Origin of the sequence: Gordonia liuliyuniae (assembly GCF_021739025.1) — a bacterium.
Lineage (GTDB): Bacteria > Actinomycetota > Actinomycetes > Mycobacteriales > Mycobacteriaceae > Gordonia > Gordonia liuliyuniae.
The window spans coordinates 666,306-692,387 of sequence record NZ_JAKKOT010000002.1 but is presented as its reverse complement, the minus strand read 5'-3'; the positions used below and the strand labels follow the sequence as shown (position 1 = coordinate 692,387).

General features: G+C 68.6%; 20 protein-coding genes. 9 read left to right on the top strand and 11 right to left on the bottom strand.

Translation table 11 applies throughout. From position 1 onward, the window contains the following. Positions 1-5: 5 nt before the first annotated feature. Together L5G28_RS04200 and L5G28_RS04195 are read left to right on the top strand one after the other, a co-directional pair. Positions 6-773 (top strand): deoxyribonuclease IV, encoded by a 768-nt coding sequence (locus L5G28_RS04200; RefSeq protein WP_237000420.1) that lies wholly within the window; start codon positions 6-8, stop codon positions 771-773. 150 nt (positions 774-923) lie between these two features. After that, a complete protein-coding gene (locus tag L5G28_RS04195; RefSeq protein WP_237000419.1) occupies positions 924-2,750 on the top strand; it encodes an acyl-CoA dehydrogenase in 1,827 nt (608 codons plus the stop codon). An 87-nt stretch (positions 2,751-2,837) separates the two neighbouring features. Here L5G28_RS04195 and L5G28_RS04190 read toward each other — a convergent pair whose 3' ends face one another. From L5G28_RS04190 to L5G28_RS04165, 6 genes are all read right to left on the bottom strand, one after another. Further along, positions 2,838-3,353 (bottom strand): glycine cleavage system transcriptional repressor, encoded by a 516-nt coding sequence (locus L5G28_RS04190; protein WP_237000418.1) that lies wholly within the window; start codon positions 3,351-3,353, stop codon positions 2,838-2,840. Between the two features lie 105 nt (positions 3,354-3,458). Next, the gene (locus L5G28_RS04185; protein WP_237000417.1) at positions 3,459-4,235 is read right to left on the bottom strand and encodes an SDR family NAD(P)-dependent oxidoreductase; all 777 of its coding nucleotides are present in this window, start codon (positions 4,233-4,235) and stop codon (positions 3,459-3,461) included. A gap of 84 nt (positions 4,236-4,319) precedes the next feature. After that, entirely contained in the window at positions 4,320-6,014 is a 1,695-nt protein-coding gene (locus L5G28_RS04180) for a VanW family protein (protein WP_237000416.1), read from the bottom strand. A 129-nt stretch (positions 6,015-6,143) separates the two neighbouring features. Continuing rightward, on the bottom strand, positions 6,144-6,623 hold the full coding sequence (locus L5G28_RS04175) for a MarR family winged helix-turn-helix transcriptional regulator (RefSeq protein ID WP_237000415.1): 480 nt from the start codon (positions 6,621-6,623) through the stop codon (positions 6,144-6,146). Continuing rightward, positions 6,623-8,218: an MFS transporter gene (locus tag L5G28_RS04170; RefSeq protein WP_237000414.1), complete on the bottom strand. Its 1,596-nt coding sequence runs from the start codon at positions 8,216-8,218 to the stop codon at positions 6,623-6,625. Before L5G28_RS04170 ends, L5G28_RS04175 begins: the two co-directional genes overlap by 1 nt. 252 nt (positions 8,219-8,470) lie before the next feature. Further along, positions 8,471-9,814, bottom strand: a complete 1,344-nt coding sequence (locus L5G28_RS04165; RefSeq protein ID WP_265743697.1) for an acetyl-CoA C-acetyltransferase — start codon at positions 9,812-9,814, stop codon at positions 8,471-8,473. A 147-nt stretch (positions 9,815-9,961) separates the two neighbouring features. Here L5G28_RS04165 and L5G28_RS04160 point away from each other — a divergent pair, with 147 nt between their 5' ends. Further along, the gene (locus L5G28_RS04160) at positions 9,962-11,323 is read left to right on the top strand and encodes a 3-oxoacyl-ACP reductase (RefSeq protein ID WP_236997994.1); all 1,362 of its coding nucleotides are present in this window, start codon (positions 9,962-9,964) and stop codon (positions 11,321-11,323) included. Next, on the top strand, positions 11,323-12,204 hold the full coding sequence (locus L5G28_RS04155; protein ID WP_237000413.1) for a MaoC/PaaZ C-terminal domain-containing protein: 882 nt from the start codon (positions 11,323-11,325) through the stop codon (positions 12,202-12,204). The genes L5G28_RS04160 and L5G28_RS04155 overlap by 1 nt, the downstream gene beginning before the upstream one ends. A gap of 74 nt (positions 12,205-12,278) precedes the next feature. Here the strand turns inward: L5G28_RS04155 and L5G28_RS04150 are convergent, their stop codons facing one another. Both L5G28_RS04150 and L5G28_RS04145 read right to left on the bottom strand, forming a co-directional pair. Beyond that, the gene (locus L5G28_RS04150) at positions 12,279-12,893 is read right to left on the bottom strand and encodes a TetR/AcrR family transcriptional regulator (RefSeq protein ID WP_236997996.1); all 615 of its coding nucleotides are present in this window, start codon (positions 12,891-12,893) and stop codon (positions 12,279-12,281) included. A gap of 29 nt (positions 12,894-12,922) precedes the next feature. Continuing rightward, the gene (locus tag L5G28_RS04145; RefSeq protein WP_237000412.1) at positions 12,923-14,104 is read right to left on the bottom strand and encodes a glycoside hydrolase family 3 N-terminal domain-containing protein; all 1,182 of its coding nucleotides are present in this window, start codon (positions 14,102-14,104) and stop codon (positions 12,923-12,925) included. Between the two features lie 53 nt (positions 14,105-14,157). Between L5G28_RS04145 and L5G28_RS04140 the strand changes: the two genes are divergently transcribed. Together L5G28_RS04140 and L5G28_RS04135 are read left to right on the top strand one after the other, a co-directional pair. After that, on the top strand, positions 14,158-14,361 hold the full coding sequence (locus L5G28_RS04140) for a DUF2613 family protein (RefSeq protein WP_237000411.1): 204 nt from the start codon (positions 14,158-14,160) through the stop codon (positions 14,359-14,361). A gap of 25 nt (positions 14,362-14,386) precedes the next feature. Further along, on the top strand, positions 14,387-18,748 hold the full coding sequence (locus L5G28_RS04135) for a DUF3367 domain-containing protein (protein WP_237000410.1): 4,362 nt from the start codon (positions 14,387-14,389) through the stop codon (positions 18,746-18,748). On the opposite strand, the gene L5G28_RS04130 is transcribed toward L5G28_RS04135, so the two are convergent. Continuing rightward, positions 18,637-19,827 (bottom strand): acyltransferase family protein, encoded by a 1,191-nt coding sequence (locus L5G28_RS04130; protein WP_237000409.1) that lies wholly within the window; start codon positions 19,825-19,827, stop codon positions 18,637-18,639. The genes L5G28_RS04135 and L5G28_RS04130 overlap by 112 nt on opposite strands. Positions 19,828-19,895: 68 nt before the next feature. On the opposite strand from L5G28_RS04130, the gene pgfA reads away from it, so the two are divergent. Beyond that, positions 19,896-20,975: a cell envelope lipid trafficking protein PgfA gene (gene pgfA, locus L5G28_RS04125; protein ID WP_237000408.1), complete on the top strand. Its 1,080-nt coding sequence runs from the start codon at positions 19,896-19,898 to the stop codon at positions 20,973-20,975. 39 nt (positions 20,976-21,014) lie between these two features. Here pgfA and L5G28_RS04120 read toward each other — a convergent pair whose 3' ends face one another. Next, the gene (locus L5G28_RS04120; protein WP_237000407.1) at positions 21,015-22,211 is read right to left on the bottom strand and encodes a polysaccharide biosynthesis protein; all 1,197 of its coding nucleotides are present in this window, start codon (positions 22,209-22,211) and stop codon (positions 21,015-21,017) included. 102 nt (positions 22,212-22,313) lie between these two features. Here L5G28_RS04120 and L5G28_RS04115 point away from each other — a divergent pair, with 102 nt between their 5' ends. Both L5G28_RS04115 and L5G28_RS04110 read left to right on the top strand, forming a co-directional pair. Then, positions 22,314-23,225: an HpcH/HpaI aldolase/citrate lyase family protein gene (locus L5G28_RS04115; RefSeq protein ID WP_237000406.1), complete on the top strand. Its 912-nt coding sequence runs from the start codon at positions 22,314-22,316 to the stop codon at positions 23,223-23,225. 4 nt (positions 23,226-23,229) lie between these two features. Next, a complete protein-coding gene (locus L5G28_RS04110) occupies positions 23,230-24,906 on the top strand; it encodes an MmpA family trehalose lipid delivery protein (RefSeq protein ID WP_237000405.1) in 1,677 nt (558 codons plus the stop codon). A 46-nt stretch (positions 24,907-24,952) separates the two neighbouring features. Here the strand turns inward: L5G28_RS04110 and L5G28_RS04105 are convergent, their stop codons facing one another. Beyond that, positions 24,953-26,077 carry a glycosyltransferase family 4 protein gene (locus tag L5G28_RS04105; RefSeq protein ID WP_237000404.1) on the bottom strand — a complete coding sequence of 375 codons (1,125 nt, stop codon included), beginning with the start codon at positions 26,075-26,077 and terminating at the stop codon, positions 24,953-24,955. Positions 26,078-26,082: the final 5 nt, after the last annotated feature.

The window sequence follows — 26,082 nt, the reverse complement described above, 5'->3', positions numbered from 1 at the left end:
GACTCATGCGTATCGGAGCCCATCTTCGTCAGGACGAGAATCCCGTCGCCACCGCGAACGAGCTCGGGATCGACATCTTCCAGATGTTCGTGACCGACCCGCAGGGCTGGAAGAAGCCGCAGCCGCACCCGCATGCCGATGAGATTCGCGAGTCGCCGATCGACGTGGTGGTGCATTCGAGCTACCAGATCAATGTCGCCAGCCTGAACAACCGACTGCGCATGCCGTCGCGCAAGGCCGTCGAGCAGCAGGCGGACGCTGCCAAGGGTCTCGGGGCGATCGGCCTCGTCGTCCACGGCGGACATCTTCGCGACGGGGAGGACGCCGCCGAGGGGTTCGCCAACTGGCGCAAGCTGTTCGAGAGACAGGCCGACAAGGGCGGTTTCGGCGTCCCGATCCTGATCGAGAACACTGCAGGCGGCTCGCACGCGATGGCACGCACGCTGGAGTCGATCGAGCGTCTGTGGGACGCGGTCGGCGACTACGATCAGGCCGGATTCTGCCTGGACACCTGCCATGCATGGGCGGGCGGTGAGGACCTCGTCGGCCTCGTCGAACGGATCAAGGCGATCACCGGACGGATTGACCTGATCCACCTCAACAATTCGCGGGACGAGTTCGACTCCGGTCGTGACCGGCACGCGAACATCGAGTCGGGCCACATCGCTCCCGACGTTCTGGCGGAGTTGATGAAGACGGCCGGAGCACCTGGCGTACTGGAGACGCCGTCGGACGGTATCGCCGACGACCTGTCCTACCTGCGCAGCCACTGAACAGCGAACGCCGCGACATCCGCTTGCATTTGTTAGCGGGACCACACCCGTCTGTAGTTGCCTCGGCAAGTATCGAGCGATAATCTGTCCATAGTTACCGGCAAGTAACATAGCCGGACAGCCTCTCAATCATCGGTTAGGAACGTTCCCATGGGCCATTACAAGTCCAACCTCCGCGATCTGCACTTCAACCTCTTCGAGATGTACGAACTCGACAAGGTCCTCGAGTCCGGACAGTTCGGCGACCTCGATCACGAGACCGCCGTCGACATGCTCCGCGAGGTCAAGAACCTGTCCGAGGGCGTCATCGCCGACTCCTTCACCGATGCGGATCGTAACCCGCCGGTGTTCGACCCGAACGAGCACAGCGTGACCGTCCCGGAGACCTTCGCGAAGTCGTACCACGCACTCATCGAAGCCGGCTGGGACAAGGTCGGCGTCGACGAGGAACTGGGCGGACTTCCGGCCCCGCGCTCGCTGTACTGGGCCATCGGCGAGATGATTCTCGGCGCCAACCCGCCGGTGTTCATGTACGCGGCCGGTTCGGGCTTCGCGAACATCTTCTACGACAACGGCACCGATGAGCAGAAGAAGTGGGCGACGATCTGCGCGGAGCGCGGCTGGGGCGCCACCATGGTCCTGACCGAGCCGGACGCCGGTTCGGACGTCGGTGCGGGCACCACCAAGGCGACGCGCCAGGAAGACGGCACGTGGCACATCGAGGGTGTGAAGCGCTTCATCACCTCGGCCGACCAGGACATGACCGAGAACATCTTCCACTTGGTGCTCGCGCGCCCCGAGGGTGCCGGCCCGGGCACCAAGGGCCTGTCACTGTTCTTCGTCCCCAAGTTCCACTTCGACCACGAGACCGGCGAGCTGGGCGACCGCAACGGCGCCTTCGTCACCAACGTCGAGCACAAGATGGGCATCAAGGCGTCGGCGACCTGCGAGCTCAGCTTCGGCCTGCACGGGACACCCGCCAAGGGTTGGCTTGTCGGCGAGGTCCACTCGGGCATCGCCCAGATGTTCGACGTCATCGAGCACGCTCGCATGATGGTCGGCACCAAGGCCATCTCGACCCTGTCGACCGGTTACCTGAACGCTCTCGAGTACGCCAAGGAGCGTGTCCAGGGCGCCGACCTGACCCAGATGATGGACAAGGCCGCTCCGCGCGTGACCATCACCCACCACCCGGATGTGCGTCGGGCACTGCTGACCCAGAAGACCTACGCCGAGGGTCTGCGCGCCATCTACCTGTACACCGCGTCGCACCAGGACCCGGCCGCCGCCGAGATCGTGTCGGGCGCCGACGCCGAGCTCGCGCACAAGGTGAACGACCTGCTCCTCCCGATCGTCAAGGGCGTCGGCTCCGAGCGTGCGTACGAGAAGCTCACCGAGTCGCTGCAGACCCTCGGCGGTTCGGGCTTTCTGCAGGACTACCCGATCGAGCAATACATCCGCGACTCGAAGATCGACTCGCTGTACGAGGGCACCACCGCCATCCAGGCGCAGGACTTCTTCTTCCGCAAGATCATCCGCGACAAGGGCCAGGCGCTGGCGCATGTCGCAGGCCAGGTCCAGCAGTTCATCGAAGGCGGCGAGGGCTTCGCCGACGAGCGTGCGCTGCTCAAGACCGCTCTGGAAGACGTGCAGGCGATGGCCGCCAAGCTGACCGGCTGGCTGATGGCCGCGCAGGAGGATCCGAAGCAGCTCTACCTCGTGGGTACCGCGTCGGTCCGCTTCCTGATGTCGGTCGGCGACCTGCTCATCGGCTGGCTGCTGCTGCGCCAGGCCGTGGTCGCGCAGGCCGCGCTCGACAACGGCGCCACCGGCGATGACGTCGCCTTCTACCAGGGCAAAGTCACCTCGGGCCGCTTCTTCGCGAAGAACATGCTCCCGCAGCTCACCGCGATCCGCCACATCGTCGAGAACAACGTCGACAACGAGCTCATGGAGCTCGACGAAGCCGCTTTCTGATCGGTCCTCACCAGCCGAGAAAGAAGCTGAACGAGAGCCCCCGCCGTGATCGGCGGGGGCTCTCGTCGTCTCGGTCGCTCGCCCGGCTCACTCTCCGCCGAACTCCAGGTCCACCAACAACTCAGCAGCGATGCGTTCCACGTCGGCGCGGACCGCGGCAAGGTCGGTGCCCGACGGCACAAGCACGTCGAGCGTCGCCTCGAACAGCATGCCGCCCGCCATCGGCGCTTCACGCGTTCGGGTGGTCAGCTTCTCGATGCTCACATCGTGCAGGCTCAACGCGGTCGACAGTTCCTGCACGATCCCGGGACGGTCGTTCCCGAGGACGTCGATCGTCAACGCGGTCCACTCTCCGTCGCGGGGCGGCTCGCCGCCTGCGTGGACGGCCACCTCAAGGAGTCCGTCGAGTCCGGTGACGGCGGCGATCAGCCCGTCGGCGCGCTCCGCAGGGACCGCGACGGCGACGATGCCCGCGAACTTGCCCGCCAACTGCGCGAGCTGGCTGCGCTCCCAGTTGCCGCCGTTTCCCGCGACCGCATCAGCGAGAGCCGACACCAGTCCGGGACGATCATCGCCGATGACTGACAACACCAGATTCCGCATGCCGCAAGCGTATCGGGAGCGAAACAGGGATTCCCGCCGATCGGATCGATCGGCGGGAATCTCTGGTATTCGGTGTCTGGGTGCTCGGTGTCTGGAGTCGAGACCCTACTTCGGTGGCATCCGGATGCCGCCGTCGACGCGGATCACTTCGGCGTTCATGTACGAGTTGGTGATGAGCTCTTCGACCATGGACGCGAGCTCGTCCGGCACACCGAGACGCTTCGGGAACAGAACGCTCTCACCGAGCTTGGCCTTGAACGCCTCGGAGTCGGGGCCCTCACCGTAGATCGGCGTGTTGATCAGGCCCGGAGCGATGCAGTTGACGCGGACGCCGATGGCCGACAGGTCACGCGCGACCGGCAGGGTCATCCCGACGACGCCGCCCTTGGACGACGAGTACGCGGCCTGGCCGATCTGGCCGTCGAACGCGGCGACGCTGGCGAGGTTGACGATGGCACCGCGCTCACCGTCTTCGTTCGGCTCGTTGCGGCCCATGGCGGTCGCCGCGAGACGGACGGAGTCGAAGGTGCCGATCAGGTTGATGGCGATGACCTTCTTGTACAGGTCCAGGTTGTGCGCGGACGCGAATTCGCCGTCGCGGCCGATCGTGCGCTGCGCCCAGCCGATGCCTGCCGAGTTGACGACGGCCTTCAACGGACCGAGCTCGACGGCCTTGTTGACGGCGGCTTCGATCTGGGCGGTGTCGGTGACGTCGACGGTGACGAAGACGCCGCCGATCTCCTTGGCGAGGGCTTCGCCGTCCTCAGCCTTGAGGTCGGCGATGACGACCTTGGCGCCGCGTGCGGCGAGACGACGGGCTGATGCCGCGCCGATACCCGACGCGCCACCGGTGACGATTGCACTTGCTCCAGTGAGTTCCATGTTCGGAGCTTAACGAATCAGTGACCGGCGACACGGGTCGGGTATGCAACTCGGTGCAGTGAAGCGCGCACCCTCCCGCTGCGGCTATCGACAACGCACGATCGGCTCCGGCGCGTACTTCACGGTCCGCGTGTGGCGGTAGGTCTCTTCACCGGTCTTGTGGTCGGTGATGATCCGCGTGTCCGACGCGGTGAAGCCGCCCGCACCACTGCTCGGAACGCAGTCGTCACCTGCCGGGACCTTCACGACTTCCGGCGAGGTCGCGGCCGTCCGCGGCCCGGTCACTGATTCGACGTCCATGGTCTTCGTACTCCACATGCGCACGGTGATGCTCGACGACGACCACTGTGTCTCGATGTACACGCCGTGCTTCGTGTTGTTCTTGAACTGCAGGTCGATCAGACCTTCGAACACCGTCGCCTCGCGCGCTTCGGGGTACCGCGAGATGTAGTAGGCGTGCTCGGTGTGCCCGGCGTCCTCGAGTCCGGCGAAGTAGGCAGCGTTGTAGAGGGTCGTCGCGAACTGGGAGATTCCGCCGCCCACCGCGTTCGACGGTCGTCCGTGGTCGATGATGCCCGACTCGACGTATCCCTGGGCCGTGCCTCGGGGCCCGGTGTACCCGTTGAGCGAGAACGTCTTCCCCGGCAGGACGACAGCACCGTTGACCTGCTCGGCGACGAGTCGGATGTTCTCGCCCGACGGCCCGCTGAAGCCGCCCGTCGTGAACTCGGAGACCACCTCGTCGACGCCGAGTCTGCGAGCAGCCGCTGTGTCGAGGGACGGTTTGCGCACCCGGTACGGGAGCTTCTGCGCGCGATCCTCCTCGACGACAGCGGCGGCGGCGATCGTCGACGCCGTCTTGTTCCAGTCGACGCGGGCGCCGTCGCTTGACGGGACCACCCGAGGCGATCCGCCCGACAGTCGGAAGGTGGCTTCGACCGGTTCGGATTCGGTCGGTGCAGTCCGCTCGCCGAGCTCCCTCTTGGCCGCGGCGACATCGACATGCGGTGTCAGCCCGCCCTTGCCGTCGGCGACGAACGTCACCAGGCGGCCGAGTTCGCGGCGGCTCACCGAGATCGTCGCGCCCCGGCCGTCGAGCCGGACCGGAGACGCCGTGACGGTCTGCGCCTGGTCGGCGACGACGGCGTCGACGGTCTGCGCCGACACCGTCGGCGAGAACGGTTCCATCGCGAGATCGATCGGTCCGCCCGCGAGCCACTCGTCTTCGACGGCCCGCAGTGCCGCGTCGCGGTCGATCCGCATGCCCTTGGCCGGATAGTCGGCGACCGGGGTGATCCCGTCGAAGTGGACTCCGCCTTCCACCGCGGCCTTCTCCAGAACCGACTTCTGCTTGTCGAGTTCGGCGTCGAACGCGGCCCGATCGACACGGACCACGGGGTGGACGTCGCGGTGGCCGCCGAACAGCGCGGTCAGCCTGGTGAGCGGGTTCCGCGGCTGCACCTTGAGCACGTCGAGAGTGGCGTCCACGTCGAATCGGGCACCGAGCGCCCCCGGATCGATCGAGGCCGTACCCGACGCTGTCCGCACGGTGATCGGGCCGTGCGAGACGACGTCGAGTCTGTTGAGGATCTCGCGTGCTTCGGCGTCGGACTTGTCCCCGAGGTCGAACTCGGCGATGTGGACGCCGCGCGCCGTCTTGCCGTGTCCGAGCGCGTAATCAAGAGCGAAGCCGAGGCCGACGAGGAGGATCGCGGCGAGGAGTCCTCGCACGATCCACCATCTGGCGCCCGCGCGGCGTTCGCGTCGTCGTGAAATCACAGCAGCTCGATCATATGCGGATAGCAAGACTCCGGCTGAACCGCCGGGTCGGGGGTCTGGCGGTTCAGCCGGAGCTACCTGGTCTATAGATCGGCAGCCCGTAGGCGTTACACATCCGTCGAAACTTTTCTACGGACCGGCCTCACACTGGGGTTTCTCGTCATCGGCATCGACCATCGCGTTGAGGACCCGCCACAGCGCGTCGATCATGACGGTTTGGTCGTCGTCGTCGAGGACGGTGAGGAAGCTCTCCGTCAAGCTCCCGAATCGTGCACGCGCGGCATACGTCGCGGTCCTGCCCTTGTCGGTCAGGTGGTGACCCATGGCGCGGCCGCCGAGCGATTCACGGCGCACCATCCCACATTCGGTGAGTCGGGCCAGAATCTGACTGACTGCCTGGGGCGTTGTATGCGTGGCCTCCGCCAGTTCGCACCCGGTACTTCCGGGCAGTTCGTCGATCGCGGCCAGGACGGGGATCTGCGCCTGCGACAGCCCGAGCTCCGCCAGGTCCGGCGAGGAGTGACGGGACAACGCCAGATTGAGGTCCCGGATCATCAACGCGAACTTCAACCCCGGCTCGGTCGCCGTCCCCGAAAACAGCCGAGTCATCAGACTTGCACCGGCTCTTCGACATCGGGTTCACGGCCGACGACGCGCAGGACTGCGCAACTGACGGCCAGTACGCAGAAGACAATGGCCGCGGCGACAGCGGAGAGGCTGAATCCGTGCGCCTGAGCGGCACTCAGTGCGTCGTGCAGTCCGAGTTCGGGGAACTGCGACTGTGCGACGGCTCCACCGTGCTGCACTCCCTGCTCGTCGACGATCTCGTGAACGACCGCCGCGGACTTCTCATCGATGCCCGCGTCGAACAGCTTGTCGGGCAGCGCACTGAGCGCCCACGACGCCGACAGGATCGAGAACACCGCCGGGCCGAGGGCACCGCCGGTCTGGCGGACGGCGTTGATCGCGGCGCTCGCCATGCCCGCCTGGCGGTACGGGACGGCGTTCACCGCTGCCGCGGTGACGGTGGCGAGCACACCGCCGATGCCAACGCCGGTGAGGATGAGCCGCAGATCGGCTTGCCACACGGGCGCATCCCCATCGATGAACGACAGGAACACCATGGCGAGGCCAGTCCATCCGCACGCCGCGGCGAGCACGCTCTGCGCGTTGAAGCGGTGCAGTGCACGACCGGCGATGTTCGACCCGACGACGGACCCGCCGATGAGGAAGATGTAGCGGTTCGCCACCTCGATCGGGCTCAACTCGAGGGCGCTGAAGTAGAGCGCGAGGCCGAAGTTGACGCCGAGGTACGCGAACATGGCGATCGCGGCCACCAGAGCAGACATCGAGAAGTTGACGTTCGAGAACACGCGGAGGTCGAGCAGCGGTGCGTCCGACCGCAGTTCGACGACGATGAAGCCGGCGATCGCAACCACTGCGACGACGAGTCCGGTGACCGACTTCGGGCTCGCGAACCCGTCGGCCCCACCGACGATCACCGCGTAGACCAGTGCGGCGACACCGACGGCGGTGAGGATCTGTCCGGGAACGTCCATCCGTCCGCTAGTGGCGCCTCGACTCTCCGGCACCAACCGGACGCCGAACGCGAGGACGAGCGCGGACGCGACGACGACCGGAATGAACAGCCAGTACCACGCCAGCACGTCGAGGATCGCGGCGGAGATGTAGACGGCGACCGCCATCGCCGCCATCATCGCTCCCGACCAGGCGGCGATGAGCACGGCACGACGCCGGTGGTCCGGCTCGGCGACGCTGATGATCGCCAACGTCGTCGGGATCAGCGCCGCGGCGCCCATGCCTGCGATGCCTTGCCCGATCCAGATGAAGTAGATGGCCGCGTCGCCGTCGACGAGGCCCGCCGAGGTGGCGACGAGTCCGCCGAGCATCGCGAGCACGAGACCGATGACCAGGACTCGTCGACGGCCCCACTTCTCGGCCCACGCGCCGAACGCGAGGATGAGCGCGGCCATCGGCAGGACGAGCATCGAGACGACCCACTCGAGGTCGGACGCGCTCGCCCGGGTCTCCTGGGCGATCGCCGACAGTCCGACGGTCGCCGCCATGATCGGCAGGTACCCGACGAAGATGCCCGCGCACGCCACCGCGGCGACGACAGCCGTGCGCGGTCGCGGTTTGTCAACGATCTCGGGTGGCGTCGTCGCCTCACTCTTCACACTCATCGGGCCATTGAATCAAGGGCTTGATTCGTCGCGCTAATGGAGAGCCACGAGATGTGAGGAAAGATACGCGGAGCCGACGGACGAGTCGGGCGCTCAAGACAAAGTGCCGCACGCTCGTCTCACGTTCCACAGCCTCGATGCGTCTTGGCAACCTGCGCGGAGGCTGCTAAGACGCATCGATGGTGCGACGAGAGAACGGAGCATGCGGCAACGGAATCGAGTCAGTGCGGGATCGAGTCAGTGCGGGATCGATCAGCCTTCGACGATGGCGGTGACGCCTTGACCGCCCGCGGCGCAGATCGAGACGAGGGCGCGACCGCCACCGTTTTCCTTGATCTGCTTCGCGGCCTGGGCGATGATCCGACCGCCGGTCGCGGCGAACGGGTGTCCCGCCGCGAGCGACGAGCCGTTCACGTTCAGCTTGCTGCGGTCGATCGCGCCGAGCGGCTTGTCCAGGCCGAGACGCTCACGGCAGTAGTCCTCAGACTCCCACGCGCCGAGGGTCGCGAGCACGACGGACGCGAACGCCTCGTGGATCTCGTAGAAGTCGAAGTCCTGCAAGGTGAGGCCGTTGCGCTCGAGCAGACGCGGCACCGCGTAGGTCGGGGCCATGAGCAGCCCGTCGGGACCGTTGACGTAGTCGACCGCCGCCGTCTCGGTGTCGCGCAGGTACGCGAGGACCGGCAGTTTGTGCTCGGCGGCCCACTCGTCGCTGGCGAGCAGGACGGTCGACGCTCCGTCGGTCAGCGGGGTCGAGTTGCCCGCGGTCATCGTGGCGTCGCCGAGACCGACGCCGAACACCGGCTTGAGAGTGGCGAGCTTCTCCACCGACGAGTTCGGGCGGAGGTTCTCGTCGCGCGTCAGACCCATGAACGGGGTGACCAGGTCGTCGAAGAACCCGCGGTCGTATGCCGCGCCCATCTTCTGATGGCTCGCCGCGGCCAACTCGTCCTGATCCTCACGCTTGACGCCGAACTCTTTGGCGGTGATCGCCGCGTGCTCACCCATCGACATCCCCGTGCGGGGCTCGCCGTTGCGCGGGATCTCGATGCCGAGCTTGGTCGCGAGACCGAGAGCGGCCTTGATGCGATCGGCCGTGCTCTTGGCGCGGTTCACCTCGAGCATCTGGCGACGCATCTCCTCCGAGACGCCGATCGGCGCGTCCGACGTGGTGTCCACGCCGCCTCCGACAGCGACGTCGTAACGACCCGAGGCGATGCCGTCGCCCACGGCGGCGATCGCCTGCAGGCCGGTGCCGCATGCCTGCTGGAGGTCGAACGCCGGGGTGTACGGCGAGAGACCGGAGCCGAGGACCGACTCGCGGATCAGGTTGAAGTCACGCGAGTGCTTGAGGACTGCGCCGCCTGCCACCATGCCGAGCTGCTCGCCCTGCAGGTTGAAGCGACTGACCAGGCCTTGGAGTGCTGCAGTGAACATCTCCTGGTTGCTCGCGGTCGCGTACGCACGGTCCTGCCGGGCGAACGGGATGCGGTTGCCGCCGAGGATGGCGACCGGGCGCAGCTGACGGGTTTCTGGCTTGCGGGGCGTGTACGAGGCCACGTGCTCTCCTGTGATCGGACCGACTGTTGTCAACATTCTTACTCCCGAGTAAGTTGTTTGTCGACCTCAGTGATCTGCGTCGATCGTCACAGCATCCGTTCTGTGCAGGCGACGACTCGACGCCTACGGTCACCACAGAAGGTATCGACTCGAATCGTCACCGACCTATCAAAGGAGTCAGTCGTGGCAGGTAACACCGACCTCTACTCGTCCCTCGTGAACTCGGGCCCCGGCGGCTTCATCGCCAGCCGCGTCGGCCTCCCCCAGCCGCCGCACCTGCGCCGTCACTCGGCGAGCAAGCCTCCACTCGGCGGCCCCGTCCTGCTCGGCGGCTCGGGCCGCCTCGTCGAACCGATCCGCGAGATCCTCTCGGCAGGCGACGACTACCAGCTGGTCGAGAACAACACGGGCGGCCGCAGCGCCGACAAGCTCGGTGCCGCCGTCTTCGACGCGACCGGCATCACCAAGCCCGCCGAGCTCGAGCAGCTCTTCGAATTCTTCACCCCGGTCATGCGCTCCACCGGCAACTCGGCACGCTTCGTCGTCCTCGGCACGACTCCCGAGCTCGCGAAGACTCCCGACGCACAGGTCGCCCAGCGCGCCCTCGAGGGCTTCACCCGTTCGCTCGGCAAGGAGCTTCGCAACGGCGCCACCGCGCAGCTCGTGTACGTGTCGCCGAAGGCCAAGACCGGCCTGTCAGGTGTCGAGTCGACGCTGCGCTTCCTGCTCTCGGGCAAGTCGGCGTACGTCGACGCTCAGGTGATCCGGATCGGCGCCGATGACGGCGCCGCGATCGAGAACTGGGACAAGCCGCTCGCGGGCAAGGTCGCCCTGGTCACCGGCGCCGCACGCGGCATCGGCGCCACCATCGCCGAGGTACTCGCCCGCGACGGCGCGCACGTGATCGCCGCCGACATCCCGGCGGCGGGCGAAGCGCTGTCGGAGACGGCGAACAAGGTCGGCGGCACCGCGCTGCCGCTCGACGTGACCGCCGAGGACGCGGGCGCGAAGGTCGCCGAGCATGTCCTGGAGCGCCACAACGGGCTGGACATCATCGTCAACAACGCGGGCATCACCCGCGACAAGCTGCTCGCCAACATGGACTCGGGCCGCTGGAACTCGGTGATCGGCGTCAACCTGATCGCACCGCAGACGCTGGTGAACGAACTCGTGGAGCGTCAGGCGCTCAACGCAGGCGGCGCCGTCATCGACGTCTCGTCGATCGCAGGCATCGCAGGCAACCGCGGGCAGACCAACTACGGCACCTCGAAGGCGGGCGTCATCGGCGTGGTGAACGCGTACGCGCCGATCCTCGCGAAACAGGGCATCACGATCAACGCGGTCGCACCGGGCTTCATCGAGACGGCGATGACCGCCGCGATCCCGCTGGCCACCCGCGAGGTCGGCCGCCGCATGAACTCGTTGCAGCAGGGCGGCCAGACGGTCGACGTCGCCGAGACCGTCGCCTACTTCGCCAACCCGGCCAGCAACGCGGTGACCGGCAACGTCGTGCGGGTGTGCGGCCAGAGCCTGTTGGGCGCCTGATGTCGACCGTCACCCTCTCCGCCGTTCCCGGGCCTGCGACGATCTACCCGAAGGCCGTCAGCGCGATGCTCCCGGTGATCGGCAAGCCGGCGAAGGTCGCAACGGACGCGGGCCTGCCCGACACCGTCTTCCGGCTCGAGGACATCCGAATCGACCGCGACAGCCTGCAGAAGTACTGCCACACGACGGGGCTGCCGTTCGGCGCGACCGTCCCGGTCACGTACTTGTTCGTGCTGTCGTTCCCGCTCGCGATGACTGTGATGGTCGACCCGAAGTTCCCGCTGGGAGCAATCGGTTCCGTGCACATCGAGAACACGATCGAGCGGTTCCGCGCGATCGGCGTCGACGAGCCGTTGACGATCGAGACTCACGCGGAACGCCTGCGTGAGCACCGCAAGGGCATGCTCGTCGACATGGTCTCGGAGTTCTTCGTGGGTGCCGAGCGCGTGGCGGTCCAGACGAGCACGTTCCTCAAGCAGCAGCGGACGAGCCTGTCCGACGGAGCACGGGGCCCCGCGCCGAAGGAGACCGTCCCGCCACCGCCCGATCGCATCGTGTCGGTCGATTTGGGTCTGATCCGCCAGTACGCGGACGCGTCCGGCGATCGGAACCCGATCCACATGGCCGATTTGTCGGCCAAGGCGTTCGGCTTCTCCAAGGCGATCGCCCACGGCATGTGGTCGGCGGCCACCGCCGTGGCGAACATCGAAGGCTCGCTCCCCGGAGCCGTCACCTACACAGTGCGGTTCGGCAAGCCGATCCTGTTGCCCGCCAAGGTGAACGCCTACACCGAGGCCGTCGACGGCGGATACGACGTGTCGCTGCTCAACCGACGAAAGGGTTACCCGCACCTGACGGGGACGGTCCGTCCGCGCGGCTGACACACGAGCTCAAACGACTTCGGCACTTTCTTTCGGCGTATGGCCGAAAGAAAGTGCCGAAGTCGTTTCAGGCCTCAGTGCTCGTCGCCGAGTGTCGAGCCGACGCCGACGAGGCCGCGCCAGGTGATGCTCAGCAGCAGGTCGGTGGCATCGTCGAGATCGATGTCGCCGTCGGAGATGCGGTCGGCGACCGCCTCCCCCGCACCGACCAGCGCGACGGCCGTCAACTCGAAGTCGATGTCGCGGGCGCCCTCGACCGTGGTGCCGCGACGGATCAAGGCGGTGATCATCCGGGTGATCGCCTGGCGGCTCTCGATCACGACGTCGGCGAACGCGGCGGTACCGACCGATACGCGGTACAGCACCCGCCACGACTGCGCGTTCTCGTACACGAACCGCAGAAACTCACGGACCAGCGTCCGCGCCTGCTCACGCTGCCGGAGGCCGGGATCGAAACCCGCACTCATCGCCTCCATGAAACGGCCGGACTCACGCGCGATGCACGCACTGAACAGTTCGTCCTTGGAACCGTAGTAGAGGTACAGCATCGGTTTGGAGATCTCGGCCTGAGCGGCGATGGCGTCCATCGAGCTGGCGGAGTACCCGTGCTCGGAGAACACCGTGATCGCCGCGTCCAACATCTGCTGCTCGCGAACTGCACGGGGCAGCCGCTTCGTCCCGCTCGCCATACCCAAAACTTACCATTGGGTAAGTTGCGTCAGCAGGTAATCGCACCCTTAGCTCGCAGAATCCGGACGACCGACTGATCGACGCGCTTAGTCGACAGCTTCTTGTCGGCGACGGCCTTCTCGAGCGCATCGAGGACGGAGCCGACCTCATCGGTGCTCAGCCACAATGCGATGTCGGATCCCGCGTTGATCGCCTTCCGGACGGCGACCTGGATCGGGTACTTCTCGCTGATCGCCTTCATCCCCGACAGATCGTCGGAGAAGACCACGCCATCGAACGGGACTCCGCCGTACCGCTTGCCACTGCGGAGCATGCCGATCGCCCGCGGGCTGATGCTCGCGGGCGTCTCCGGACCGGTCAGTCCCGGGACGATGAGGTGCCCGACCATCACGCCGGCGTCGCCCGGATCCGTCAACAGGGTCTTATAGGGGACGAGATCGGACTCGATGAGCTGACTGAACGGCGGTGTCCTGACGTTGCCCGTGTGCGAGTCGCCGGACCCGTGACCGTGTCCGGGGAAGTGCTTGTAGACGGGCATGATCCCGGCGTCCTGCAGGCCTTTCGCGAATGCTCCCGCGTATTCGGTGACGACAGCCGGATCGTCGGAGAACGAGCGGTCGCCGATCACCTCGTCGTCGGCCTCGTCGCTGACGTCGGCGCTCGGCGCGAAGTCGACGGTGATGCCCAGCTTCGCCATCTTCTCGCCCGCGTCCTTCGCGAGCGCACGAACCTGAGCGGGCGTCTTGGTCTCGGCCAGGACGCGCGCCGACGGCATGTCGATGCCCAGCTTCGCGAGGCGACTCACCCGGCCGCCCTCCTGGTCGACGGTCACCATCAGCGGATACTTCTGCGCCTTCGAGAGCTTTCTCACCGACCCGTCGGTGAGCATCCCGAGGTCACTCCAACTGCCGACGAACACCCCGCCGATGTGTTCGTCGGAGACGACCTGCTTGGCGTCGGCAGCTCCGGTGACACCGACAACGAGAAGTTGAGCAAGCTTGTCCCGCAACGACATCGACTTCAAGTCGGACGCTCCGCATGTCTGTGCCACCGACGTACTCGACGCCGTCGACGACGGATTCGACGACACAGACTTGCTCGACGTCGGCGAAGTCGGCGGCGCGGCGTCCGGGTCGGAACTGCTGCAGGCGGACGCCGACAGCAGCATTGTGGCCGCGACGACGGCGGTGAGACGGCGGGGTGCACGCATGTGACCAGTTTCGCACGACCGGCCGACTGTTCCCGGGTGGTACCTTGTGGTTCATGGTTCGCGACCGCTTGATCTACGGGATTATCGCCGCGGTCGTCGGCGTAGTCGTCGGCGTCGGCGGCGTCTTTCTGGGCGGCGTCCTCGCCTCCGAGACCAAGCCGTCGACCGACGTGAACAGCTTCAACGGCCAGGACGGTTTCGTGCAGGGCTCCGTCGAATACGGTTCGCGGGGCGGCTCCGGGTCCGACAACTCCTGACGTCCCGACCACTCCTGTCATCACGGTGAGCCCCGACCGGCGTCTATCGCGACGCGGTCTCGGCGTGACCGCGTTGATCCTCACGCTCGTCTCGTTCTGGCAGGCGCCCGGCAAGGTGTCCCCGGACACGAAACTCGATCTGACCGTCGACCCGATCGGTTTTCTCGCGAACGCGACCCACCTGTGGTCGCCGACGATGCCGATGGGGCAGATCCAGAACCAGGCGTACGGCTACCTCTTCCCGCACGGCGCGTTCTTCGCGCTCGGCGACCTCGCCCACCTCCCGCCGTGGATCATCCAACGCCTCTGGTGGGCGATCCTGCTGACCGTGGGGTTCGTCGGTGTCGTCCGCGTCGCCGAAGCGCTGCGGATCGGCTCGTTCGGATCGAGGTTGATCGCGGCGGCCGTGTTCGTCGCGTCGCCGCGCGTCGTCACAACGTTGGGCACCATCTCGTCGGAGACGCTGCCATTGATGTTGGCCCCGTGGGTCCTGCTGCCGGTGATCCGAGCGCTCGACGCCACCCCGACGAGGCCCGCATGGCGGGAGGCCGCGCGGTCCGGGTGCGCTGTCGCGCTGATGGGGGCCGTGAACGCGGTCGCCACCGGCGCGGCGGTGAGCGTCGCCGTCCTGTGGTGGGCGGCCGCCACGTGCTCGCGTGATCGGGACCGCCGTCGCCGGGGCCTACGGTTCACTTGCGGCTGGGTTCCCGCGCTCGCCGCCGCCTGCCTGTGGTGGACGGTTCCGCTGCTCATGCTGGCGCGGGTATCGCCGCCCTTCCTGGACTTCATCGAGTCGGCGCAGGTGACCACCGAGTGGACGTCGCTCACCGAAGTGCTGCGGGGGACGGGGTCGTGGACGCCGTTCGTGTCCGGCGAACGCGCGGCTGGCGCGGTGCTCGTGTCCGAGTCGGCGGCTGTCCTCGCGACCGGTGTGCTCGCCGCCGCCGGGCTGGCGGGTCTGGCGATGCGTGCGATGCCGCACCGTCGCCGATGGCTCGCGCTCCTGGTGATCGGTCTCGCCGCCATGTGCCTCGGCTACCCGGGCGCGCTCGGGTCGCCGATCGCCGAAACGGTCCGCGGATTCCTCGACGGCAGCGGCGCCGCGCTGCGCAACGTGCACAAGTTCGAGCCACTGATCCGGCTGCCGTTGGTCTTCGGAGTCGCCCACCTGCTGGCACGCGTGCCGTTCCGGTCGCTGCTGGCGGTGCCGTCGAAAGCCAACGGGTGGGCTCGCCCGGCGGCTGCGGCGATGGTCGTGGTGACCGCCGTGGTCGGTGCCGGGTCGCTCGCGTGGACGGGCGGGCTGGCGCCGACGTCGAGTTACGACGCGATTCCCGCCTACTGGCATCAGACGGCCGACTGGCTCGACGAGCATGCGAGCGACTCCCGCGCGCTCGTCGTTCCGGGGGCCCCGTTCGCGGACCAGATCTGGGGTCTGACGCGCGACGAGCCGCTGCAAGCGCTCTCGGACGCGCCGTGGGCGGTGCGAGACGCGATTCCGTTGACGCCGCCCGGCGCGATCCGCGCGATGGACTCGGTGCAGCGCACGCTCGTGTCCGGGCGTGGCTCGGCGGCCCTCGCCGACACCCTCACCGCTCAGGGCGTCGGCTACGTCGTCCTCCGCGCCGACCTCGATCCGGCGTCGTCACGGTCGGCGCGGCCGATCGTCGTCGCGGACGCGCTGCGCCGCTCCCCCGGGCTCACCGAGGTCGCACAGTTCGGCCCCGAGGTCGCCCCGCCGACCGTCGACGGAGTGGTGGTCGACGACGGCCTGCGGCCCACGATGCCCGCGGTGACCGTGTACCGCGTCGGGGCGGGGCGCGGCACCGGCCCGCTACTGACCCCGCTCGACGAGACGCCGAGGGTGAACGGCGGTCCCGAGTCGCTGGCCGCGATCAGCGAGGCGCGCGCCCGCACGGGACGTCCCGCACTCGGGACCGCCCTTCTGACCGCCGATGCGCGGCGCGCGGGCGTCGGCGACGGCCCCGGGGCGATCGTCACCGACGCGCCCGCCGACCGGGAGACCGATTTCGGCCGCGTCGACGACCATTCGTCGGGGATCCGGGCGCTGGGCGACCCGAGGCTCACGAAGAACGCCGTCGCCGACTATCCCGTGGCCGGCACGCCGCTGGTGCGCGGGCAATGGCTGCTCAACAACCAGCCCGGTGAGGTGCGGGTGACTTCGTCGGGGTCGGCGGCCGACGCGACGCAGCCCGGTCGAACAGTTCCGGCGGCCTCGACGAAGGCGGCGTTCGACGGCGACGTGAACACGGCGTGGGTGAGCCGCGGCCTCGAGTCGGCGGTCGGGCGCTGGGTGGCGCTCGAGTTCACGCAGCCGCGCCGCGACCTCGCGTTGACGGTGACGACGGCGAAGGCGTTGGGCTCTGACGTGTCGTCGCTGCTGGTGACGACGGATGCGGGCAGCACGGTGGTCACCGACGTCGAACCGGGGGTGCCGACGCGCATCGTCGCTCCGGCAGGCCAGACGCGGCGTGTCGAGGTCCGTGCGATCCGGACTGCGGACGGCACGGCGGGCAACCAGTTCGCGCTCGCGGAGGTCGCACTGTCGGATGCGGGCAGCGGGCTGGACTACTCGGTCCGGCACCGGGTAGTTCTCCCCGAACTCGATGCGGCGGATCACGTCGACGGATGGGTGCTGTCCAACGAGCTCGGCAGCCGCGCCGAATGCGTCACCGACGACGACCGTGTCCGCTGTGCGCCGACGCTCGGGATCGCCCCGGAGGCTCCCGGAGCCTTCGGACGTGCGGTGTCGGTTCCGTCGGACACCGACGTGACACCGAGCGTCGTGCTGCGGCCGAAAGCCGGCGGCGCACTGAACGATCTGCTCGCACGGGCCGGCGTCATCACGGCGGAGGGTGCGGCAGCCGTGACCGATCCACGTGGAAACGCGTCGGCCGCCGTCGACGGCGACCCCCGCACCGTGTGGACCGCACCCGAGACGACGGCGGCGACTGGCAAGAAGAAGCCGCGGAAGCCGTCGCTCACCCTGCACCTGCCGTCGGTGCGCGAGGTGTCCGGACTCAAGTTGACGCTGCCCGACGACTATCCGGCGAGCCCGACCCGCGTGACCGTCGACCTCAGCGGCGGCGAGGAGAAGCACGGCGGCCAGAAGAGGCAGACGGTGCGGGTCGGCGACGACGGCACCGTGCCGTTGACGCCTACGCGGACAGACCGGATCGTGGTGACCGTCGACGAGACGAACGATCTGATCGACGTCAACGATCTGGGTTTCGCGCGGCAGTCGCCTGCGGGCATCGCGGAGGTCGACGTCTTGCCGACCGTCGCAGGTCCCGCGACGGCCCGGTCCGGCCCGGCCGCAACCGACGTGGATCGTCCGATCGTGGTCGGCTGCGACACCGATCCGCGGGGGCCGCTCGGCCTCGGACTGTCGGCGGCGGGACGGATCCAACGGCTGCAGGTGTCGACGACGGCGCGGGCGCTGCGCGACGGCGATCCGGTGGTCGCGACGGTGTGTCCGAGCGAGCCGCTGCGCCTTCCCGCAGGCGAGCAGGAGGTGACGGTGAATCCCGGCGACGCGTTCACCGTCGACTCGGTGGAGCTCCACACGCCCGGGCCCGACCCGGTCGGGACGAGTGTCCCCGCCCAGACGCGCACATGGGATGCGACCTCGCGCGAGGCGATCGTCGACGCCGCCGACGCACCGCGCATCCTGTCGGTCCCGGAGAGCACCAACACCGGCTGGCATGCTCGACTCGACGGCCACGACCTCGAGCCGATCGTCGTCAACGGCTGGCAGCAGGGCTGGATCGTCCCCGCCGGCGCCGCGGGAACGATCGCTCTCACCTTCGACTTGGACACGCCGTACCGCTGGGTCCTTCTCGTCGGGCTCATCCTCGTCGCCGCGCTGTTCGCCGCAGCGTTCTGGCCCACACGCCGATCGAGCCCTGCATCCCAGTCAGGCACCGCATCCCAGTCAAGCCCTCCACTTCGTTCAGACTCAGTCGAGACCCGGCTGACGACACCGGACGTCAAGAACTCGTTGCTGTCGGCCACCCGGCTCGCGCTCCTGCCTCTCGCCTCCCTGCCTCTCGCGGCTCTAGCTCTCGTCACCGCATATCTCTTGACCGGCGTGTGGGGCCTGCTCGCGGCAGCGGTCACCGGCGTCGTCGTCGCCTACGCGTCGGCGACGACCCGTGTCACGCTGGTCTTCGCGGCGATGTCGCTCGCGACGGTCGCGCTCGCGACGGGCCCGTGGCATTCGGGCACCGCGTACGCCGGGTACGGTGTGCTGCCTCAGCTGGCGGCGCTGGTCTCGGTGTCGGCCGCGCTGTTCTCGGCCGTGTTCGAGCGACGCCTCTCGCGGCGGGCGAGAGCCCGCCGGCACGGCTCTTCCACGAACGTGTAGCTGGCGGCGGAGACCGGCACCGTGACGGCGACGGTCAACAGCCACACCTCGACGAAGTGGCCGTCGAACGCGACGATCCCGAACAGTCCGAACACGGCGGTGAGGACGGCGACGTGCCAGATGAAGATGCCGTACGACCAGCGGCCGAGCGCAGCCATGACCGGCGAGTCGAGGAACCGGAACGGTCCGTCCCGGAGGACGAGTGGTGCGAGGATCGCGTAGGCGCCGATTCCGCCGAGCACCATTTTGGCTGCGTACTGCGCGTCGTTCATGGGGGCGAGTCCGACGGGGCCTGCGAGTGGGGTGGACGCGAGACCGTAGGCGATCACGAACACCGCGAACATCAGCGGCCGGTTCGACGACGCCCGCATGATCGGGGACGCCGCGTCGAGGACGCCCGCACGGACGGCGGCGACGATCTCGGCGAGCAGCAGCCCGCCCGCGAACCACGGCAGGTGCCCGAAGACCCAGTTCTTTCCTTCGACGCCGTCGGCGAGCGGTAGGAGGTTCGCCAGCCATGCCCAGCCCAGGCTGAGCACGCTCACCGCGAGGATCAGCGGGATGCGCAGGCGTGCGCGCCGTCCCCGCAACGCGACGAGGCCGTATCCGATGATCGGGAGAAGAAGGTAGAACGCGACTTCGACGGACAGACTCCACATCTGAGTGAGGCCGGGCGCGAGGGTGAGCGGGACGAACACCTGGGTGAGGGTGAGGTTGGCGATCCACACGGTCGGCGACGCGTCGCGCGCCTGCGGCAACAGCAGCAGGACCGCGGTCACGACGATCGCGTACGCGGGCCAGATGCGTACGAACCGGTGGCGGAGGTAGCGGCGGACGTTCGGCGGTTCGGTCCGCCCGCGGGCAGCACTCGCATAGGGCCGCCACAGGAGGAATCCGCTCAACGCGAAGAACAGTGCGACGGCGAGATCGAGTCTGCCGAGGACGGGACCGATCACCGGCCAGTGCAGTGAACGGGTCTGGAAGGCGACATGCGTGGTGAGGACGCCGATGGCGGCGACCGCCCGCATCCCTTCGAGCTGCGGGTAGAAGCGCCTGGCGGGCGCGGTCGCAGCACTCATGTGTGGTCCTTCATCGTCGGGTCCACAGTAGCGGCCCGGTCGCGATGCGTGCCCTACAGTAGAAACACATGATCGAGACCCCGTCGCCGCGTCTGCGCACGCGAGATCTGCTGGCGCCGTCCGCGTTGTTCCTCGGCGCGCTGTTGCTGGCAGGTGCGATCGCGCTGGGCCCGGTGGTCGGCGCGTCGTTGAAGAAGATCCCGTTGGACGTCGACCTGACGTGGGTAGCCGACGGTTCGGACGGCTCGCGCGTGTTGAACCGCTGTTCCATCGGCGAGCCACGTGCCCAGGTGCTCGCCGCCCAGGTGCAACAGCGGCGGCGCATCGTGGCGGTGCGTCCTGCCGACTCGGACGTCGTCACACTTCAGGCGGGCACCTCGCTCGGCGTCAGTGAATACCGGGTGGACGGCGAGGCGGTCGACGCCGACGATGTGTGCGACACCGAGACCCTGTCCGCGACGGTCGACCGAGTGACGATCGACCGCCGTACCGCGCTGCCGTCCGGGCAGCCGTCGGAAGTCCAGTACGACGACACGAAGGGCGCCGTGACGCTCCCCGACCGGAAGGGCTTCACCTATGTCCTGCCGTTCGAGTTCTCCGGCTCGGATCTGACGTACTTCGACATCGTGAGCCGCACGCCGGTCCCGCTGATCCGGGAGGGGACGCAGACCGTCGCAGGCCGCGAGACCGTCCACCTCGCGGCGTCAGTCGAGGATGCGGACCTGTCGCGGTTCGATACGCGCGCCGTCATCACGCGCCCGGCATCGTGGTTCGGATCGTTCCGCGGGGTACGGCCCGACGAACCGTTGACGGCTGCGCTTCACCATTCGGCTCAGCGCGACCTGTTCGTCGACGAAACGACCGGCGTAGTCGTCGAGGAGCGGGTTCGACTGGTCGAGGAGTATCGCTTCACCTCGGACACCGCGTCGCGGTCGCCTGAGCTCGCCGATTTCCGGCTCACCAATGTCGACACGACGCTGCACAGCGACCCGCAGAGCCTTCAGGACGCCGCCGACGCCGCATCGTCACGCGACTGGCCGGTCACGCTCACAACGCTGATCCTGCCGATCGTGTTCGGTGTGCTCGGCGTCGCGTCGCTGGTCTTCGGCGTCGCCGTCACGCTGCGCGACCGGCGGAATCGTCCTTAGCCGGTAGTTCACTGTCGCCTGGTGACAGTGAACTACCGGCTAATCGTCAGCCATCCTCACCCAGGCCCACGTGCCGACCACCGACGACACGGCAGCGCCCGCGGCGATCACCGCGAGTGAGACGACGGAGTCGGCGACGGAGAAGATCAGGCCTACTTCGACGACGAGGACGGCGAACGCTGGAGCGGCGCCGCGCGCGCGGTTGCGGGCGATCGCCGCCAACAGCATCAGTTGCAGCACGGCGAGCAGTGATCCGGTCGCCGCGAAGAGCCACATCAGACCGGCGACCGGTCGATAGTCGTCGGAGATCGCGATCGGCACCAGGGGTCCGCAGACGGCAGCGAGCGCGGTGACCGCGCAGCCGATGCCCGCCAAGACGCCTGCCGCGCGGCGCAGCGCGGCGCCGGACCGGACCGGGTCGGCCAGACGCGGATAGACGACGACGCCGATCGCCTGCGGCAGCCAGAACGCGCCCTTCGTCGCGACCACACCCAACGCGTACACGCCCGCGTCGCCCGCTGACAGGACCGACCGGGACAGCAGCAGGTCGACCGACACTGCGACGATCATCACGAACTGCACGCTCGACGCCGACAGCACGTCACCCATCGACACCGACGACCTCGTCCGCCCGCCCGCGGCGCCGCCGACCCGACCTGCGACCACCGCGACGGCGAGCGCGGCGACGACGGTTCCGACGGTTCCCGCAGCGAGCGCACCGGTCGGGCCGGCACCCGCCCACACCGCTGCGACGACCGGCACCGATTTGGCGACCCCGACCCCGGCGAGGACGCCGCCGAGCAGACCGAACCGGCCGGCCCCCTGCAAGAGCCCCTGCCCGCCCGCGATGACGGCCAGCGGCGCGGCGCCGGCCAGCGCGGCGACCGTCGCCGCCCACGAGGTGTGCGCGATCTGCATCATCACGCCGACGCCGACCGCCGACCCGACCGCGACGAGGACGCCGACTACGCCGATCAATCGCCACAGCCGTCGACGCGACGTCCCGGTCACCACCTCGCGGGCGACCACGGCCTGCACCGCGAGCGCGGGCACCGACAGGACGAGCATCGCCGCGTTGAGAACGGAGAACTCGCCGAACCCGTCCGGCCCCAGGACTCGGCTCGCCGGAACCTGGACGAGGTAGGCGAGCAGGTTCGCCAGCAACGTTCCGACGGTGACCGCGCCGAGCGCACGCACGGTGGCGCCCGGTCGCTGCGCACGCGCGGTGATCGTCATGGCACCAGTGTGCCTGTACCGGCGGGTAGACTTGCGCGGCGGCATCCGCCCCAATACCCGTAGAGCATCCCGCACCGTAGAGACCCAGTAGGCAGAGAGTCGATGTACGACACCGAATTTACCGCGCCCGATCCCTCCGACATCGGATCCCGGATCGACCCGGTACTCGCGCGCAGCTGGCTGCTCGTCAACGGAGCCCAGCACGAGCGTTTCGAAGCCGCGTCGCATTCGCGCGCCGACATCGTCGTCCTCGACATCGAAGACGCCGTCGCCCCGAAGGACAAGGACGCCGCCCGCGACAACGTCGTGCAGTGGCTCGGCGACGGCAACACCGATTGGGTGCGCATCAACGGTTTCGGCACGCCGTGGTGGTCCACCGACATCGCTGCGCTCGGGTCGACCTCCATCGGCGGCGTCATGCTGGCGATGGTCGAATCCGTCGACCACGTCACCGAGACGGCGCGACGACTCCCGAACATCCCCGTGGTCGCTCTCGTCGAGACGGCGCGCGGTCTGGAACGCATCGCGGAGATCGCGTCGGCGAAGGGGACGTTCCGCCTCGCGTTCGGCATCGGCGACTTCCGCCGCGACACCGGTTTCGGCGACAACCCGACGACGCTCGCCTACGCACGGTCGCGGTTCACGATCGCCGCGAAGGCCGCCGGGCTCCCGTCGGCCATCGACGGTCCGACTGTCGGCTCCAATCCGCTCAAGCTGAACGAGGCGACGGCGGTCAGTTCCGAGTTCGGCATGACCGGCAAGATCTGTCTCACCCCAGACCAGTGCGCAGCGGTCAACGACGGCCTGTCGCCGTCGCTGGACGACATCAGTTGGGCACGTGAGTTCTTCGCCGAGTTCGAGGGCGACGGCGGCGAGATCCGCAACGGCTCCGACCTGCCGCGCATCGCCCGCGCGACGAAGATCCTCGACCTGGCCCGCTCGTACAACATCGTGTCGAAGGACTACGGCGTCTCCGACCAGTCGCACGCGTCCACCGACACGTTCCACTACTGAACGCATGCTGTACCTGGTCAGCGCACTTCTGACGGCGCTGATCTGTGGGCCCCTGTACGGCGGGCACCTGGTGTATCGCGACGCGGTGGCGGTGCCGCAGTTCTCGTTGTCGGCGGCCGCGTTCGGCGTCGACGGTTCCGCGCCGCGCGCCGTCCCGCAGGACGCGGTCCTGGGCCTGGCCTCACGGATAGTCGACGGCGGCTGGCTCGTCGCTCTGTTGACGACGGCCGCGGTCTTCGGCGCGGGCGTCGGGTTCGGCCGACTCGCACGCCGCCTGGTGCCGCAGGCGGGCGCCGCGGGCGCGGTCGCCGCTGCGGCCGTCGGGATCTGGAATCCGTTCGTCGCCGAACGGCTCCTGCAGGGGCACTGGAGTCTGCTGATCGGGTACGCGACGCTCGGTCCGATCGTGCTGGCCGTCCTCGATCTCGGTGACCGACGGTCGTGGCGTCCCGCCGTGCTGCTCGTCGGTCTGTTCGCGGCCGCCGGGTTCACCCCGACCGGTTCGATCCTGGCGTTGACGATCGCCGGCGTCACCGCGATCGCGGCGCGGCCCGGACTGCGCGCGAGCCTGGCCTGCGGTGTCGGCTGGGTGGTGACCGCGTCGCCGTGGCTGGTCGCTGCCGCGGTGTCCGACGCCTCCCAGTCATCGAGCGGTGCGAGCGCGTTCACGCTGAGAGCCGAACCCGGGCTCGGACCGCTGGGCACCGCCGCAGGTCTGGGCGGGATCTGGAACGCCGACGCGGTGCCTGCGAGTCGCACGACGTGGTGGGCAGTGGTCGCCACCGTCGTGTTCCTCGCCGTGATCGTCGCCGGAAGCGTTCGGCTGTTCGCGTCGGCCGAGCCCACCCGCTCCGGCGAGCGCACGCGCAGCCGGGATCCCGTCCTCGTGCTCGCCGTCCTCGCACTCGTCGTCGTCGTTCTCGTCACGGCTTTCGCGACCGGCCCCGGCGTCGCCGTGATGGATGCGCTCCTCGCCCACGTCCCGGGCGCTGGTCTGCTGCGCGACTCGCAGAAGTATCTGGCGCTGGCGGTCCCGTTCGCCTCGCTCGCCGTGGCGGCTGCGGTCGGCGCGCTACGGCGGTGGGTGCCCGGCGGGTTCGCGGCCGCCGCGATCGGCCTGCTGATGCTTGCTCCACTCCCGGATCTCGCCTGGGGCGTCGGCGGTCAGATCCGGTCGGTCACGATCCCCACCGACTACACGCAGGTCGCCGACGTGATCGGCGACGGCGGCGGCGGGTCCGTCGCCCTCTGGCCGACGGCGACGGTCCGGTCGCTGTCGTGGACCGGCGGGCCATCGCTCTCGCCTCTGCCCCGCATGATCGACGCGCCCGTCGTCGTCGACGGGACCCTCGTCGTCGACGGTGAATCGCTCGACGCGCCGAGCGGTCGGACCGCCGACATCGTCGCCGTCCTCGACGAGGGCGGCGACCCGACCCGCCTCGCCCGGCTCGGCGTCGGCTGGGTGGTCAGCGAGGAGGCCGATCCGCCCGCGCTACTCGCCGCGGGCGCCGACGAGGTCGTCACCGGCGATCACCTGCGCCTGTTCCACATCTCCGGCGCCGAGCCCGCGCCGTCGCCGAGTGCCGCGGCCTGGGCCGCGGCGATCTTCGCGCTCGCCCTGTGGTTCGTCGCACTCGCCGCAGGCGCGCTCGCCTGCGTTCGACGGTCCCGAGCCGCATAGCCTTCACTGTGCTGCTCGGAGTCGTTGCGCGACAGTGTTCGCGACACTAGAGCTCACCGAACAGGGTCTCGAACCCGTCAGCCGTCGCCGCCCACGAGTAGTCGCGCGAACGCTTCATCGCGGCACCGCCGAGCCGCGCCAGCCGATCACGGTCGGCGACGAGGTCGGCCACAGCTTCGGTGAGCTCGTCGACATCGTCGACGAGGACCCCGGTCACCCCGTCGACGATCGAGTCGGTCAGACCCGCCGAACTCCGGTAGCCGGCGGTCGGCACGCCGTGTTGTGCGGCTTCCACGACAGCAAGTCCCCACCCTTCCTTGCGGGACGGCATCACGTGCAGATCAGCGTCCGCCAGGAGCTCGTGTTTGCGGGTCTCGTCGACGTGGCCGTGGAACGTCACACGCTCTCCGATCGCCAGCTCCGCTGCTGCAGAGCGCAGTTCGTCGTGCCACCAGCCACCGCCGACGACGTCCAGGTGGACGTCGACGCCTCGACCGGCGAGTGCGGCGACCACGTGCAACGCGTGCTCGACCTGCTTGTGCGGGACGAGTCGCGACACCGCGATCAACCGCACGCCGGGACGTCGCGTCCGCCCCCCGATCCCGTCGGGCACCGGGTCGACGCCGTTGCGGATCACCGTGATCCGGGAACGGTCGACGCCGAGATCCACCAGCTCCGACGCCGACGGCTCGGACACGGTCACGTACCGGCTTGCGCGGTGCACGCGTGGCGACAGCCGCGACTCGACGAACCAACCGACCCGCGACAGCACCGGGCCGGCCACCGGCCACTGCTCCCGGTGACAGTGGTGCACCAGGACGACGGCAGGCGCGTCGACCAGAAGCCGCGCGAAGAACGGGACGCCGTTCTGCGTGTCGACGACGACGTCCGGGCGGTAGCGGGCGAGCCTGCCCCGACCGAACCTGGCAGCCGTGAGGGTCGCCGCGACACGGAGGTAGACGGTGAGGCGCCCGCCCGCCCGCAGCACCCGGACCCCGTCGGACATCTGACGGCGCGGTGCGCCCGGATACGACGCGGTCAGGAGAGTGACGCGGAAACCTCGTCGCGCCAGTTGGGAGCCGACCCGTTCGAGGTACCGTTCACTGCCTCCGCCCTGCGGGTGACCGGTGTCGCGCCAGCACAAGAGCAGCACGTCGGTCGGCGGGGTCACCCGAA

Bases quoted from the DNA above. Each gene is read 5' to 3' on its own strand.
- L5G28_RS04200 (WP_237000420.1), top strand. From the start codon at position 6: ATGCGTATCGGAGCCCATCTTCGTCAGGACGAGAATCCCGTCGCCACC.
- L5G28_RS04195 (WP_237000419.1), top strand. From the start codon at position 924: ATGGGCCATTACAAGTCCAACCTCCGCGATCTGCACTTCAACCTCTTC.
- L5G28_RS04190 (WP_237000418.1), bottom strand. From the start codon at position 3,353: ATGCGGAATCTGGTGTTGTCAGTCATCGGCGATGATCGTCCCGGACTG.
- L5G28_RS04185 (WP_237000417.1), bottom strand. From the start codon at position 4,235: ATGGAACTCACTGGAGCAAGTGCAATCGTCACCGGTGGCGCGTCGGGT.
- L5G28_RS04175 (WP_237000415.1), bottom strand. From the start codon at position 6,623: ATGACTCGGCTGTTTTCGGGGACGGCGACCGAGCCGGGGTTGAAGTTC.
- L5G28_RS04170 (WP_237000414.1), bottom strand. From the start codon at position 8,218: ATGAGTGTGAAGAGTGAGGCGACGACGCCACCCGAGATCGTTGACAAA.
- L5G28_RS04165 (WP_265743697.1), bottom strand. From the start codon at position 9,814: ATGTTGACAACAGTCGGTCCGATCACAGGAGAGCACGTGGCCTCGTAC.
- L5G28_RS04155 (WP_237000413.1), top strand. From the start codon at position 11,323: ATGTCGACCGTCACCCTCTCCGCCGTTCCCGGGCCTGCGACGATCTAC.
- L5G28_RS04150 (WP_236997996.1), bottom strand. From the start codon at position 12,893: ATGGCGAGCGGGACGAAGCGGCTGCCCCGTGCAGTTCGCGAGCAGCAG.
- L5G28_RS04145 (WP_237000412.1), bottom strand. From the start codon at position 14,104: ATGCGTGCACCCCGCCGTCTCACCGCCGTCGTCGCGGCCACAATGCTG.
- L5G28_RS04140 (WP_237000411.1), top strand. From the start codon at position 14,158: ATGGTTCGCGACCGCTTGATCTACGGGATTATCGCCGCGGTCGTCGGC.
- L5G28_RS04130 (WP_237000409.1), bottom strand. From the start codon at position 19,827: ATGAGTGCTGCGACCGCGCCCGCCAGGCGCTTCTACCCGCAGCTCGAA.
- pgfA (WP_237000408.1), top strand. From the start codon at position 19,896: ATGATCGAGACCCCGTCGCCGCGTCTGCGCACGCGAGATCTGCTGGCG.
- L5G28_RS04120 (WP_237000407.1), bottom strand. From the start codon at position 22,211: ATGACGATCACCGCGCGTGCGCAGCGACCGGGCGCCACCGTGCGTGCG.
- L5G28_RS04115 (WP_237000406.1), top strand. From the start codon at position 22,314: ATGTACGACACCGAATTTACCGCGCCCGATCCCTCCGACATCGGATCC.
- L5G28_RS04110 (WP_237000405.1), top strand. From the start codon at position 23,230: ATGCTGTACCTGGTCAGCGCACTTCTGACGGCGCTGATCTGTGGGCCC.